Raw genomic sequence first — 14,011 nt, 5'->3', positions numbered from 1 at the left:
TTATTGAATCTCTTGTAGTAGTGCCTTAACTGGTTTAAAGCTTTTGCGATAACCATCAATCACGCCATGGATGGCGAGTGCTTCAAAATGCGCTTTTGTAGGGTAACCCTTATGGCCAGCAAAACCATATTCAGGATGCAATTCATCAAGTGCAAGCATGTCGTTGTCTCGCTCTACTTTGGCAATGATGGAGGCGGCAGAAATTTCAGCGTGTAAGCTATCGCCTTTAACCACAGCTTCTGCAGCATAAGGCCAATCAGGCAAGCGATTGCCATCAACACGAACAAAGTCTGGCGTTACCGCTAAGCCTTCGACAGCACGCTTCATGGCTAACATGGTAGCATGGAGAATATTAAGGGTGTCGATTTCTTCTGGGGTGGCCCGCCCGATATGCCAGTAAAGTGCTTTCGCTTTTATTTCTGACGCTAACGCAATGCGTTTTTTTTCGCTGAGCTTTTTAGAGTCGGTTAACCCTACTATGGGGTTGGCTGGGTCGAGTATAACGGCGGCGGTTACCACATCCCCAACAAGTGGGCCTCTACCAACTTCATCTACGCCGGCTATTAACTTATGCAAACAATTCCTCCACTACAGCTTGTGCTGCTGTTTTATCAGCATTGCATTTTAGCGTATGGTGGAGGTCGGTGAAACGGGAAATTAAGTCAGTGTTGTCACTGTCGAAATAAGTAAGGGCATGCTGGCTTAATGTATCTGGGTTGACGTCTTCTTGGAGCAGTTCTGGCACTAACGCTTCGTTGGCCAACAAATTGGGTAAGGCGAAAAAAGGCGCTTTGTACAAACGCTGCATAATTCTATAAGTTATTGGCGACAATTTATACGCCACTACCATTGGGCGTTTGCACAACATGGCTTCAAGGGTAGCCGTACCCGAGGCAAGCAATATAACATCACTGGCAATCATGGCGTCTCGAGACGTCCCCTCAGTAACATGAATAGGCAGTCTTTCAATGGCATTGTTCGCCTCTTTCAACATACTCTTAATTTGTTCAAGGCGATGCGTATTGGCAGCGGGAATGACAAATTCAATATCTGGTCGTTGCGCCGCAATCTTTTCCATGGTGTCGATAAAAATAGGGAGGAGTGTATCTACCTCACCACGACGAGAACCGGGTAGTACAGCTAACACCGATTTTTCGATAGGTAGATTAAGTGTATTGCGCGAGGCTTGTTGGTCAGGCGTTAAAGCTATACCATCGGCCATGGTGTGACCGACGAAGGTATAGGGCACATCATATTTATCATAAACCTGCTGCTCGAAAGGAAACAAACCCAACACGCGGCCTGCGGCCTTAGCAATTTTATGCACCCGTTTTTCACGCCATGCCCAAATAGTTGGGCTAACGTAATGAATGGTTTTAACACCTTTGGATTTAAGTTCTTTTTCTACCCGCAGGTTAAAATCTGGGGCGTCTATACCAACAAAAATATCAGGCGGGTTCGCAGAGAAATGCGCGAGCAGCGCTTTTTTGACTTTTAAAATAGCGGGTAGATGGGACAGTACTTCAACTAACCCCATCACCGAAAGCGTTTCCATATCGAACAGGCTATGAAAACCTTGAGCCTGCATGTTAGGTCCGCCTATCCCTTCAATAATTGCATCAGGGTATAAGCGTTTTAACTCACCAACCATGCCAGCAGCAAGCACATCACCAGATGGCTCGCCTGCCACCATTGCAATACGCAAAGGTTTACTCATCTTATCGCTCTTTTTAACGGGCTCATGTTAACAGCTCATTTATCTAATGATACCGCGCTCTGCGTTCTTTAAAAACTCAGTCATGAGTGCAACACCACTAGAACTTGCTTCTTGTGAAGAAAGGATGTCAACCGCCTCAGCCACCGTGTTACCTTCACGGTAAATAACTTTGTAGGCCCGCTTAATCGCAGCAATCTCATCTTTCTCAAAACCACGGCGGCGCAAACCTTCAGAGTTAATGCCTTGAGGTATATTCTTAGTACCGCTGACCATCACAAAAGGAGGTGTATCACGAAGAATAATACCGCCAGCGCCTAAGAAAGCGTGAGCGCCAACTTTACAGAACTGATGAATACCTACTGCACCGCCCACAATAACGAAGTCATCAATGTGAACATGTCCTGCCACAGCAACGTTATTGGCTAAAATAATATCATTACCCAGTACACAATCGTGGGCAACATGTGAATTCACCATAAACAAGCAGCGAGAGCCAATAATCGTTTCACTGTTATCTTGTATAGTGCCACGGTGAACAGTCACCCCTTCACGGAACTCGTTGTCGTCACCGATAATAAGCTTAGTGGGTTCACCGGCATATTTTTTATCTTGGCAGTCTTCACCAATTGATGAAAATTGATAGAAGGTGTTATTTTTGCCAATGCGGGTGGTGCCGCGAACGACCACATGAGACTTCAATACGCATCCATCGCCAATTGTCACGTCGTCATCAACCACGCAAAATGGACCAATGGTGACGTTTTCGCCAATAGATGCTTTATCTGAAATTACCGCAGTAGGATGGATCACGTTACGCTATCTCTCTTATTGCACACATAAATTCTGCAACACAAACATTTTCGCCATCGACAGTCGCTACGCCTTTGAATTTCCAAATGCCGCGTCTTTCTTTTACTAAAGCGATGTCGAATTCTAATTTATCACCAGGGACAACGGGACGTTTAAATCGTGCGTTGTCAATTCCTGCATATAGATACAATTTATCACTTTTACCCATGGTCTTAAAACCAAGAACGCCAGCAGCTTGTGCCATGGCTTCTAAAATAAGCACACCTGGAAATATCGGGCGGCCTGGGAAATGGCCTGTAAAGCAAGGCTCATTAAAAGTGATATTCTTATATGCTTTAATTGATTCACCCAGAACGTAGTCTGTTACTCGATCAACCAACAGGAACGGGTATCTGTGAGGAAGTAACGACAGAATTTCCTGGATTTCTATGGTATTGAGTGAAGTGGTCAAAAACTATCTCCTATAGTGCAAGCATGACCTAAAAACTGTTTCATGGTCACAAACTCGCCGTAAATTACTAAAACGGCGGCAACCATACGCTGTTAGGCGCAAAAAACAAATCAGACCAACCCCTTTCGGGCGTTGGTCTGATGAAATTAGCGAAAAATTGTAAGCATTACTGCCTTAGTTTACTTTGCTAACCTGCTCTAATACTTGCTCTGACATGTCGTATTGTTCTTTTACGAAAGGCGTTGCCGTTGCGTTAAGTACAATGTCATAACCTTGTTTAGCGGCAACTGAATCAATTGCTTGCTTGATAAGGCTGAATAATTTGTTTTGTTCTTCGTTGCTACGACGCTGAATGTTTTGCTTAAGCGGTTGTGCTTTTTCTGCTAACTCTTCACGTACAGCCAACATTTTTTGCTCAAGTTCTTTCTTTTCTTGAGCGCTCATTGTTGCTGCATCCCGTTGTAGACGTTCTGCAAAGAACTGACCATCACGCTGAAGTTGATTCACTTCTTCGATACGGTCTTTAAACTCCATTTGAATGGCGTTTTGGATTTCAGCAGCTTGAGGCATAGCCTGAAAAATACCCTGAACGTCAACAACAGCAATTTTTTGTTCTGCCATTACTGAAGTACTAACTAGTGCGCTACCAAGCATTGCACCTGCAACAATATGTTTAACCAACTGTTTCAAAAGGAACTCCTTTTATCCATCTCTTTATCTGGGTGCCTAGGGCCCCGTTTAATATTTTAGAATGTCTGACCGATATTAAAGGTGAAGAATTTAGCATCATCACCATCACGTTCTTGGATCGCTCTTGAGAAGCTGAATACCATCGGTCCCATTGGTGAAATCCATTGTACCGAAATACCAGCGGAACTACGATACAGCGTCCAGTCAGAATAGTCCATTAACGAACCATACTGAGTGCTAGACTGATCAAAATCTTTGTATTGGTCGTAATCGAACTCAGTATCCCACACGTTGCCCACATCCACAAATAGACTGGTTCTTACCGAGTTGTCCATATCTGCTTCCACAAAAGGTGTGGGAACAATTAACTCAAGACCACCTAGTGCCATTGCGTTACCACCAAGACTGCGACTAGATAATGTAATCACATCATCAATAGGGTCTGTTGGATAAACTTCACCATCAGGACCTGTTAAAGAGCCACTTGGTGAGCGAATGATACCACGCGGACCTACGGTGTTATTCTCAAACCCACGAAGTGAATCCGAGCCACCAGCGGTGAAGTTTTCGGTGAACGGCAATATCTGCTCATTACCATTTACATCACCATAGCCGTTACCGTAACCCATTCTAATTCTGGCAAGTACTGACCAGCGCTGATTTCTAGACAGTGGGAAATACCACTTTCCATCGAACAAGGTTTTGAAATAATTCACATCAGAATTAGGTGTAGTAATACTAAATGAGGCACGCTGTGACGAGCCTGCTGTAGGGAATAAACCGCGGTTTAATGTACTACGACTCCAACTTACGCTGGCAAGATAGCTATGGTATTTAATGGGCGCATCAGGATCATCGCCATCAAGGAACTGGTTATAAAACTGCTCCGTTTGCTCATAATAACCACGGTTATAGAGCTCTACGTTACTGTACGTCAGCCCGAAGTTGATTCGGTTAAATTCGTTTATCGGGTACCCGATATTCGCACCTACAGACCACTGCTTCGAGTTATATTGGATAACGTTAAAGTCTGAGCCGTCAAATTCACTATATCCTAACGAACCACCTAAACTGATACCGTCGATAGTAAAGTAAGGGTCGTTATAGGTAATTTGCGCCGAACGTTGATAAGAAACCGTACTTAAGTTTAAACCCACGCGCTTACCGGTACCCAAGAAGTTATCTTGTTGAATACCCGCTTGAAGGCTTAACTTAGTTTGATCGCCGTACCCAATACCGGCGTTGAATGAACCAGAAGGCTGCTCTTTAACGTTGAAGTTGACGTCTACTTGGTCATCTTGGCCTGGAATTCTGATGGTTTCAAATTCAACCTCTTCCATATACGTCAAACGTGACAATTGGTTCTTGGAAGATTCAAGTAAGTTATTTGATAACCATGTACCTTCCATTTGGCTTACGTTCTGACGTAAAACGTTATCAGCAGTAACAACGTTACCGTTGAACTTAATACGCTTAACGTAAATACGTTTGCCCGGGTCTACTGACAAGGTCAGTTTCACCGTTTTATCTTCATCGTTAATGTTTGGTACCGTGGTCACTGTTGGATAAGCGTAACCAAATCGGCCAAGGTACTTACTGATAAATTCTTCTGTGTAAGTGACTTCGGCTTGGTTATAAAGCTCACCTGGCGTTAGTGGTAATACACGCTGAATATAGTCTTCATGACCCAGCACATCACCCACCAGCTCGACTTCAGAGATAGTGTATTGCTCGCCTTCACTTACGTTCATTGCAACGTAAATACCCGACTTTTCAGGGGTCATGGATACTTGTGTAGAATCCACATTGAAGCGAAGGTAACCACGATCTAAATAGTGATTACGTAGTGATTCCATATCACCTTGCAACGTTTGTTGCTGATAGCGGGTTTCTGACAAGAAATCCCACCACGGAGTATCGAACTGCAACTCAAACTGATCCATCAACTCTGCGTCAGTAAAAATCTCGTTACCAACGATGTTGATTTGTTGAATTTTAGCCGCATCACCTTCTTCGAAAAGTAATTTCAAATCGACACGATTTCGAGGAAGCGGCGTAATAATCGCTGTTACGTCAGCGTTATATTTACCAATGCTGTAAAAGAAATCTTTCAAGCCATTTTCAATCGACGTTAGAACGGTCTTATCTAAGGGCTCACCTAATCGTACGCCATTGCCGTCTAAACTTTCTTGGAGCTGCTCATCTTTAATATCATCGTTGCCCTCAAAAATAATATTACTTATTGTGGGGCGTTCGGCTACGCGTACTACCAATGTGTTGCCGTCACGCAGAATTTCGACGTTTTCGAAATGCGTTGATGAGTACAGAGAACGGATAAGCTGAGTTACCCGAAAGGTATTTAGCTCATCACCAACCTGAACTGGCAAATAGGTTAAGGCTGCACCTAGTGCTACCCGCTGTAGACCTTCTACTCGAATATCTTCTACAACGAATTCACTATTCTGCGCCGCAGCATTGGCAAAGCTAGCACTGGAAAAAATGGCTCCGGCTGCTACTAACTGTTTTAACTTCATCTATTTTTCTTTTCCTGGCCGCGTTTTATGTTAGCTGTTTTATGTTTCCTGACTTTCATCAGGCTATGCGAGCAATATCGTTCATAATAGCGATACCCATTATCATAAACAGAAGCACGCCACCGATTCTGTAACCCCACTCCTGTACCGCATCAGGCACAGGCTTGCCGGTAAGCCATTCCACGATGTAAAACATCAGGTGACCACCATCTAGCATGGGCAAGGGTAGTAAATTAATTATGCCTAAATTCACACTAATTAAGGCAAGAAAGCTCAAAAAGTAAGCCAAGCCATAACCGGCACTGGTTCCTGCTCCTTGAGCGATGGATATAGGCCCACTTAAATTTTTCACCGAAACATCGCCGGTGACTAATTTGCCTATCATCTCAACACTGAGTGTCATTAAGCGCCACGTTTTATCTAACGCTCTTCCAACTGCCTCTACTATGCCATATTGATGGGTAAACACATACCCTTCAGGCCAAGCTTCAAACGTTGGGCTTACCCCTAAATACCCAGTTTGCCCTTCTGGTGTATCGCGGCGCGCTATCGTTGCACGCAGTTGCTGGGGTTGTCCATCCCTTTCAATCGACAATACAACCGAATCTCCAGGGCTTTCAACAATCACATCAACTAAGGCCTGCCACGTGGTTAATTCATCGCCATTTAACGCGAGTAATTTATCACCTGTCTGCAAACCAGCCTCTTGTGCTGCACTTCCTTCTCCAACAAAACCCACTTCTAACGTTGGATTAGGACGAAAAGGGGTTATTCCTAGACTGCTTAAAGGAGACTCGCTATCAGGGTCAAAGTTCCAACCCTCAAGTGTAAATGTTACTTCTTTTTCTTTTTTATCTTGGGTTAATACAGTAACTCGGGCCGATTCTTGACCAATGTAAGAAACCACTTCAAGGTTCACTGCTTCCCAATCTGGGGTGCTACGACTTCCTACCTTAATGACTTCATCACCCTTAACAACACCTGCTTGGGCTGCAATACTTCCAGGTTCAATATTGCCAATAACAGGCTTTACTGTTTGAAGCCCAACTAAGTACATCAACCACAACGCAAAAACAGCAAAGATAAAATTCACGCCAGGGCCAGCAAAAATAATAGCCATGCGCTGTAATACCGGCTTATGGTTAAACGCCTTATGTTCTAGCTCTGGGGGTACGTCGTCAATTCGTCCATCAAGCATGCGTACGTAGCCACCGAGCGGGATCATAGCGATCACATACTCGGTGCCTGTTTTACTGGTTCTACGCCAAAGCGGCTTGCCAAAACCAATAGAAAAACGCTCTACTTGCACGCCACAACGCCGCGCTATATAGAAGTGTCCCCACTCATGTACCGCGACTAAAATACCTAACGCGACTATAAATGCACCTAAGCTCCATAAAAATCCTAACACGTGAACTTACCTCTAATGACTTGGTCTGCTACCGTGCGGGCGGCAGTATCCTGTTCAAGGATTTGTTGGATAGATGAAACGGTTACTGGTTCCATTTTGTTTAGGGTTTCTTCATTGACTACTGCAATATCCGTAAACCCTATTTTCCCCTCTAGAAAAGAGGCAACCGCTATTTCATTTGCAGCATTTAAACGGGTGGTAGCTGCCTGCCCTTCTCTACATGCATCAATGGCGAGTTTTAAATTTGGATAGCGCGTGAAACACGGCGTTTCAAAACTAAAATTAGCCATATCAGAAAAATCTAATGGCTTAACACCAGCATCAATGCGAGATGGGTAGGCAAGACCATAAGCAATCGGGGTACGCATATCTGGGTTACCCAGCTGCGCTATAACCGAACCGTCTACATACTGCACCATCGAATGAATAAAACTTTGTGGGTGGACCACCACTTGAATGTCGTCTGGTGATGCACCAAATAACCAACAGGCCTCGATAAACTCAAGCCCTTTGTTCATCATAGTGGCCGAATCTATCGTGATTTTACGACCCATAGACCAATTAGGGTGGCTGCTTGCTTCATCAATCGTAATAGCATTAAAGGAACTCAATTCACGCTCTCTGAAAGGCCCCCCTGAGCCTGTTAGCAAAATCTTGCTAATACCCGCCTTCTCCAATTCGCCATACTCATAACCTTGAGGGAGACATTGAAAGATAGCGTTATGCTCACTGTCTATAGGTAAAATTTCAGCGCCGCTTTGTGTTGCAGCATCAATAAATAATGCACCAGACATCACTAGCGCTTCTTTATTTGCTAATAATACCTTCTTACCCGCTTTCACAGCCGCTAATGTAGGTAGCAAACCTGCCGCCCCCACTATGGCCGCCATCACAGTATCGACTTCGGCTGCACAAGACACGTCTTCTAAAGCTTTAGCGCCACAGAGTATTTCGGCGGTGATATTGTATTCTGTCGCTAGCGTGCAAGCCTCTTTGTACCTAGCTTCATCAGCAACCACCACGAATCGAGGCGAGCACTTCTGCGCTTGCTGCATAAGTAATTCAAGCTGACCATTGCCAGTAATGGCAAAGGTGCGGTATTTTTCAGGATGACGATTAATAACATCGAGGGTATTACAACCAATAGAGCCGGTTGCCCCTAAAACGGTAACGGTTTGCATCACGCCATCCACGTTACATAGCAGAACGCAAAGACCGGAAATGCAGCAGTTAAGCTATCGATTCTGTCAAGCACTCCGCCGTGTCCAGGCAAGATTTTTCCACTATCTTTAATACCCGCACAGCGTTTTAGCATACTTTCGTTAAGGTCACCTAATGCTGAAACCGCCACGGTAACGCCGCCGATAATGAGGTGCAACCAAATGCGGGAAGGCTCAACCTGATAGTGCAATGCAGCAAAAGCAATAATGGCAAATGAAGCTGCAATGCCACCTATAAGACCTTCTAAACTTTTACCTGGAGAAACATTAGGACGTAACTTGTGGCGACCAAATTTAACGCCTACGAAGAAAGCGCCTATATCTGCTGCCCACACGATACCTAAAACGTAGAAAATAAGTGATGCACCATAAAAGGGGTCTACATCGTGCAGACTGGTGCGAAGGGCAATAACCGCCACCCAAGTTGGAATTAAGGTAAGTAAGCCGAACACGGTGCGTACAGTGCGGCTTTCACGCCAAAACTTGGTGTATTTTGGGTATGCCAGCACCATGAAAAGAGAAACTATCCACCACACCACTGCTATACCTAAAATTCCGTGATATAAATCGTGAAGTTGACCTTGATACCAAATAACACTGGTATCAACAATTAAGGATAAGCTGATGCAGATAGCGAATGCTGCTGCCATGAAGAGTATTTTTTTAGGGCGCTCACAAATACCGGACATATTAGCCCATTCGTAAGCCCCTATCGCAACCACACCGGAAATCGCAATTTCAAACCAGAAGATAGGCAGAAAAAGTATGGAAAATAGCGCCAAAGGCGCGAGAATTAACGCTGTTATTATTCTTTGTTTTAGCATAATTGGCTCTCGGCTCCTGTGCTCAGGCCTGCCCTGATACCTGCCTGCATAGAGTTAGCTGCTGGCAGTATCAATTTGTTCACCGGTAAGACCGAACCGTCGTTGGCGAACATTAAAATCATCTACGGCTAATTGAAAAACATCTTCATTGAAGTCTGGCCATAGTACATCGGTAAAATATAATTCGGCGTACGCACACTGCCATAATAAAAAGTTGCTGATTCGGTGTTCACCACCCGTGCGTATGAGAAGATCAAGTTCAGGAAGGCTCGCTGTAGAGGTATGTTGATTAAAAACTGCCTCATCAATGTCTTGAAGCGACATTTCGCCTTGCTTTACTTTTTCAGCTACTTCTTTTGCGGCATTAACAATGTCCCATCTGCCACCGTAATTGGCAGCGATATTAAGAACAAGATCGTTATTACCAGAAGTCATATCTTCCGCTTTGCGGATTTTTGCAACCAACTTGCTATCAAAAGCACTTAAATCGCCTATTACTTTTAAGCGAACGCCATTTTTATGGAGTCGTTTGGCTTCACTGTTTAACACTAAATTGAACAGTTCCATCAATACACTGACTTCTTCTTCGGGACGCTTCCAATTTTCACTTGAAAAAGCGAACAAGGTTAAAGACTCAATGCCAGTTTGACGAGCAAAGCGTACCACTGCTCGAACAGACTCAACACCTGCCTTGTGCCCGAAGGTACGAATTTTCCCTTTCTTTTGCGCCCAACGACCATTGCCATCCATAATAATGGCGACATGTTTAGGGCCAGCAACGGATGCTGGCCCTACTGTATCAGTCGTTTTGGCTGCGTTTGACCGCTTCCCAATCATAATACTTGTTACACTTCCATCAGTTCTTTTTCTTTAACTGCTAGCATGCCGTCAACTTTCTTGATGAAGTCATTCGTTAAAGACTGAATATTTTCTTCCGCTGCGCGGCTTTCATCTTCGCTGATTTCTTTCTCTTTAAGTAATTCTTTGACGTCGCTGTTAGCATCGCGGCGGATATTTCGAATTGAAACTCGGCCGTTTTCTGCTTCATTACGCACCACACGAATAAGGTCTTTTCGACGCTCTTCGGTAAGCGGCGGAAGTGGAATTCGAATAGAACCACCCGCGCTCATTGGGTTTAATCCCAAATCTGCCTGCATAATTGCTTTTTCAACAGCTTGAATAGCACTTTTATCAAACACAGTCAGTGCCAATGTACGGCTATCTTCCGCAATGACGTTAGCTACTTGCTTAAGCGGTGTGTCTGTACCGTAGTAAGGTACCATAATGCCATCTAATAAGCTTGGATGAGCACGGCCTGTGCGAATTTTGCTAAACTGGCCTTTAAGTGCACTGATGCTTTTATCCATACGCTCTTGCGCATCTAATTCAATTTCATCAATCACGTTATATTTCCTATTTTCTTAATTAACTATTGTCAGCGTGACAAATTAGGGTGCCAACTTGCTCACCCATAACAACACGTTTCAAACAACCTGCTTCGTTCATATTAAATACACGGATAGGTAGGCTGTGATCTCTAGCAAGTGTGAACGCTGACAGGTCCATCACTTTTAATTCTTTCTCGAGTACTTCTTGATAAGACAGTTGATCATATAAAGTAGCATCTGGATTTTTAACTGGGTCATCGCTATAAACACCATCAACTTTCGTGGCTTTTAGCACGGCATCGGCTTCAATTTCAATACCGCGAAGACACGCGGCTGAATCTGTGGTGAAGAAAGGATTACCTGTACCCGCTGAAAAAATAACCACACGGCCAGATTTTAATAAACTAATCGCTTCTGCCCAGTTGTAAGCATCGCACACGCCATTTAAAGGTATAGCTGACATCATACGCGCATTAACAAAGGCACGATGCAGTGCATCACGCATCGCTAAGCCGTTCATTACCGTTGCAAGCATACCCATGTGATCGCCTACAACGCGGTTCATGCCAGCTTTTGCTAACCCTTCTCCGCGGAACAAGTTACCGCCACCAATAACCAAACCTACTTGAACACCTAGTTCAACAAGTTCTTTGATTTCTTGGGCCATACGATCCAGTACTTTAGGGTCGATGCCAAAGCCTTCTTCACCCATAAGGGCTTCGCCACTTAGCTTTAACAGAATGCGTCGATATGCTGATTTCGGTGTGATACTCATTATTCGATATGTCCTCGTAAACCCATTTTGTCTTATGCTTTTCTATTATTTACACACTGCTTTTGCAGGTAAAAAGAATAGGACAAAATGCTTTCGTAAGCGTTTAAAGATTTTACCGTTTTGCACACTATCTTACCTTAGCAAAACCGTAACCCGCGGGTAGTAGCTATAAAAAAGCACCTCCGAAGAGGTGCCTTGTAGTTTATCTGACATTAACACAATGCAAAAGATAAACGCCCAATTATTTCTTGGCCGCTTCCATTTGTGCTGCAACTTCTGCTGCAAAGTCTTCAGTTTTCTTCTCGATACCTTCACCAACTTCGAAACGTACGAAGTTAACAACATCAGCAGAGTTGTTTTTAAGCAACTCAGCAACGCTGATTGAAGGATCTTTAACGAAAGGCTGACCAGTTAAGCTTACTTCACCAGTAAACTTCTTCATGCGGCCTGCAACCATCTTCTCTGCGATATCAGCTGGCTTACCAGACTGCATTGCAATACCGATTTGGATTTCTTTCTCTTTCTCAACAACTTCAGCTGGAACATTTTCAGGCTTAACGAACTGAGGGCTAGCCGCTGCAACGTGCATTGCAATGTCTTTAGCCAACTCTTCGCTGCCACCAGTAAGAATTGAGATTACGCCGATACGACCGCCGTGCACGTATGCACCTAGTGTATCGCCTTCAACGTTGATAACGCGACGAGGAGAGATGTTTTCACCGATTTTCGCCACTAATGTGTCACGAACGTCGCTTACTTTAGCACCGTTAAGTTCAGACGCATTCAACGTGTCGATATCGTTGATGTTGTTTGCTGCTGCTATTTCTAGCAACTCGTTACCGAACTTAAGGAAACCTTCGTCACGTGCTACGAAATCTGTTTCACAGTTGATTTCAAGCATAGTCGCGCGACCGTCTTGAACTTTTGTAAGGATTACACCTTCAGCTGCGATACGGCCTGCTTTTTTAGCTGCTTTCGCTTGGCCTGATTTACGCATGTTTTCAATGGCTAGTTCAATGTCACCATCCGTTTCAACCAGGGCTTTCTTACAATCCAGCATACCTGCGCCTGTACGCTCGCGCAGTTCTTTAACTAGTGCTGCAGTCACTGCCATTTTTCAATTCCTCAGCAATAAATATAAATTCGGTTAGGTAAAAGGGGCGTTATCGCCCCTCTCAATACGTTTCGTATTGTTGCACTATCATATGCTTTTGATATGACAGTAAAGCGAACAGAATTACTCTGCTGCTTCTACGAAGTCGTCTTGCTCAGCTTGTGCTTCAAGGTTGCTTTCGCGACCAGAAATTACAGCGTTAGCAGCGGCATCCAAGTATAGTTGAACTGCGCGGATTGCATCGTCGTTACCAGGAATGATGTAATCAACACCATCTGGGTTAGAGTTAGTATCCACAACACCAACAACTGGAATACCCAGGTTACGTGCTTCTGTGATAGCAATGTGCTCGTGGTCTGCATCGACAACAAAGATAGCGTCTGGTAAGCCACCCATATCTTTGATTCCGCCAAGGCTGTTTTCAAGCTTTTCCATTTCACGCTGAAGCATTAGGGCTTCTTTTTTGGTCAGCTTTTCGAAAGTACCGTCTTGGCTTTTTTGCTCAAGTTCTTTCAAACGCTTGATTGACTGACGAACTGTTTTCCAGTTAGTCAACATACCACCTAACCAACGCTTGTTAACGTAAAACTGGTCACATTTAACAGCTGCATCTTTTACCGCATCGCCAGCAGCGCGCTTAGTACCTACGAAAAGGATTTTCCCTTTCTTAGATGCTACGCTTGATAGGTAGTTAAGAGCGTTGTTGAAAAGTGGAACTGTTTTTTCAAGGTTGATGATATGAACTTTGTTACGTGCGCCAAAGATGTAAGGTTTCATCTTAGGGTTCCAGTAACGAGTTTGGTGACCGAAATGCACACCGGCTTTCAGCATGTCACGCATAGAAACATTTGCCATTTTAATTTCCTCTCGGGGTTAGGCCTCCATATACCCATTGTATCGATCCCACCTATAAATAAGTAGAACACCCCGATACGCAGTGTTGGTATATGTGTGTTTTAATTAAATTTAATTTACCCTTTTGACCACATGCTTTTAAGGGCATTCCGTCAGGGCGCGCGCTTTATACCATATTAAGCTTATCCACTCAAGTTTTACTGCCAGTTTAGCCATTACTTG

General features: G+C 44.1%; 14 protein-coding genes. All 14 read right to left on the bottom strand.

What is annotated here, in order from left to right; translation table 11 throughout:
* The 14 genes from rnhB to rpsB all read right to left on the bottom strand — a co-directional run bounded on the left by rnhB (window position 1) and on the right by rpsB (window position 13,789).
* Window positions 1-576: a ribonuclease HII gene (gene rnhB / locus KYS23_RS01915; RefSeq protein WP_159529242.1), complete on the bottom strand. Its 576-nt coding sequence runs from the start codon at window positions 574-576 to the stop codon at window positions 1-3.
* A complete protein-coding gene (gene lpxB / locus KYS23_RS01910) occupies window positions 569-1,717 on the bottom strand; it encodes a lipid-A-disaccharide synthase (RefSeq protein ID WP_159529240.1) in 1,149 nt (382 codons plus the stop codon). The genes rnhB and lpxB overlap by 8 nt, the downstream gene beginning before the upstream one ends.
* Before the next feature lie 39 nt (window positions 1,718-1,756).
* Window positions 1,757-2,527 carry an acyl-ACP--UDP-N-acetylglucosamine O-acyltransferase gene (lpxA, locus tag KYS23_RS01905; protein WP_218417973.1) on the bottom strand — a complete coding sequence of 257 codons (771 nt, stop codon included), beginning with the start codon at window positions 2,525-2,527 and terminating at the stop codon, window positions 1,757-1,759.
* Between the two features lies 1 nt (window position 2,528).
* Complete coding sequence (fabZ, locus tag KYS23_RS01900; protein ID WP_159529236.1) at window positions 2,529-2,978, bottom strand: 3-hydroxyacyl-ACP dehydratase FabZ; 450 nt, start codon at window positions 2,976-2,978, stop codon at window positions 2,529-2,531.
* A 174-nt stretch (window positions 2,979-3,152) separates the two neighbouring features.
* Window positions 3,153-3,668, bottom strand: a complete 516-nt coding sequence (locus tag KYS23_RS01895; protein ID WP_159529234.1) for an OmpH family outer membrane protein — start codon at window positions 3,666-3,668, stop codon at window positions 3,153-3,155.
* A gap of 56 nt (window positions 3,669-3,724) precedes the next feature.
* Entirely contained in the window at window positions 3,725-6,202 is a 2,478-nt protein-coding gene (gene bamA, locus KYS23_RS01890; protein ID WP_159529232.1) for an outer membrane protein assembly factor BamA, read from the bottom strand.
* 58 nt (window positions 6,203-6,260) lie between these two features.
* Complete coding sequence (gene rseP / locus KYS23_RS01885) at window positions 6,261-7,613, bottom strand: sigma E protease regulator RseP (protein ID WP_218417972.1); 1,353 nt, start codon at window positions 7,611-7,613, stop codon at window positions 6,261-6,263.
* A complete protein-coding gene (gene ispC, locus KYS23_RS01880; RefSeq protein ID WP_218417971.1) occupies window positions 7,607-8,794 on the bottom strand; it encodes a 1-deoxy-D-xylulose-5-phosphate reductoisomerase in 1,188 nt (395 codons plus the stop codon). Before ispC ends, rseP begins: the two co-directional genes overlap by 7 nt.
* Complete coding sequence (locus KYS23_RS01875) at window positions 8,794-9,657, bottom strand: phosphatidate cytidylyltransferase (protein ID WP_208804180.1); 864 nt, start codon at window positions 9,655-9,657, stop codon at window positions 8,794-8,796. The genes ispC and KYS23_RS01875 overlap by 1 nt, the downstream gene beginning before the upstream one ends.
* A gap of 54 nt (window positions 9,658-9,711) precedes the next feature.
* A complete protein-coding gene (gene uppS / locus KYS23_RS01870; protein ID WP_159529224.1) occupies window positions 9,712-10,494 on the bottom strand; it encodes a polyprenyl diphosphate synthase in 783 nt (260 codons plus the stop codon).
* An 8-nt stretch (window positions 10,495-10,502) separates the two neighbouring features.
* On the bottom strand, window positions 10,503-11,060 hold the full coding sequence (frr, locus tag KYS23_RS01865; RefSeq protein ID WP_013785186.1) for a ribosome recycling factor: 558 nt from the start codon (window positions 11,058-11,060) through the stop codon (window positions 10,503-10,505).
* Window positions 11,061-11,082: 22 nt separating this feature from the next.
* Complete coding sequence (gene pyrH / locus KYS23_RS01860; protein ID WP_013785187.1) at window positions 11,083-11,820, bottom strand: UMP kinase; 738 nt, start codon at window positions 11,818-11,820, stop codon at window positions 11,083-11,085.
* Window positions 11,821-12,061: 241 nt separating this feature from the next.
* Complete coding sequence (gene tsf, locus KYS23_RS01855) at window positions 12,062-12,934, bottom strand: translation elongation factor Ts (protein WP_013785188.1); 873 nt, start codon at window positions 12,932-12,934, stop codon at window positions 12,062-12,064.
* 123 nt (window positions 12,935-13,057) lie between these two features.
* Window positions 13,058-13,789, bottom strand: a complete 732-nt coding sequence (gene rpsB, locus KYS23_RS01850; protein WP_013785189.1) for a 30S ribosomal protein S2 — start codon at window positions 13,787-13,789, stop codon at window positions 13,058-13,060.
* Window positions 13,790-14,011: the final 222 nt, after the last annotated feature.

It is taken from the genome of Alteromonas lipotrueae (genome assembly GCF_019249255.1).
GTDB lineage: Bacteria > Pseudomonadota > Gammaproteobacteria > Enterobacterales > Alteromonadaceae > Alteromonas > Alteromonas lipotrueae.
Note: the sequence above shows the minus strand (reverse complement) of the source record. Positions and strands in the feature narration are given on the sequence as shown.

Bases quoted from the DNA above. Each gene is read 5' to 3' on its own strand.
- lpxB (WP_159529240.1), bottom strand. From the start codon at position 1,717: ATGAGTAAACCTTTGCGTATTGCAATGGTGGCAGGCGAGCCATCTGGT.
- bamA (WP_159529232.1), bottom strand. From the start codon at position 6,202: ATGAAGTTAAAACAGTTAGTAGCAGCCGGAGCCATTTTTTCCAGTGCT.
- ispC (WP_218417971.1), bottom strand. From the start codon at position 8,794: ATGCAAACCGTTACCGTTTTAGGGGCAACCGGCTCTATTGGTTGTAAT.
- KYS23_RS01875 (WP_208804180.1), bottom strand. From the start codon at position 9,657: ATGCTAAAACAAAGAATAATAACAGCGTTAATTCTCGCGCCTTTGGCG.
- uppS (WP_159529224.1), bottom strand. From the start codon at position 10,494: ATGATTGGGAAGCGGTCAAACGCAGCCAAAACGACTGATACAGTAGGG.
- pyrH (WP_013785187.1), bottom strand. From the start codon at position 11,820: ATGAGTATCACACCGAAATCAGCATATCGACGCATTCTGTTAAAGCTA.
- tsf (WP_013785188.1), bottom strand. From the start codon at position 12,934: ATGGCAGTGACTGCAGCACTAGTTAAAGAACTGCGCGAGCGTACAGGC.
- rpsB (WP_013785189.1), bottom strand. From the start codon at position 13,789: ATGGCAAATGTTTCTATGCGTGACATGCTGAAAGCCGGTGTGCATTTC.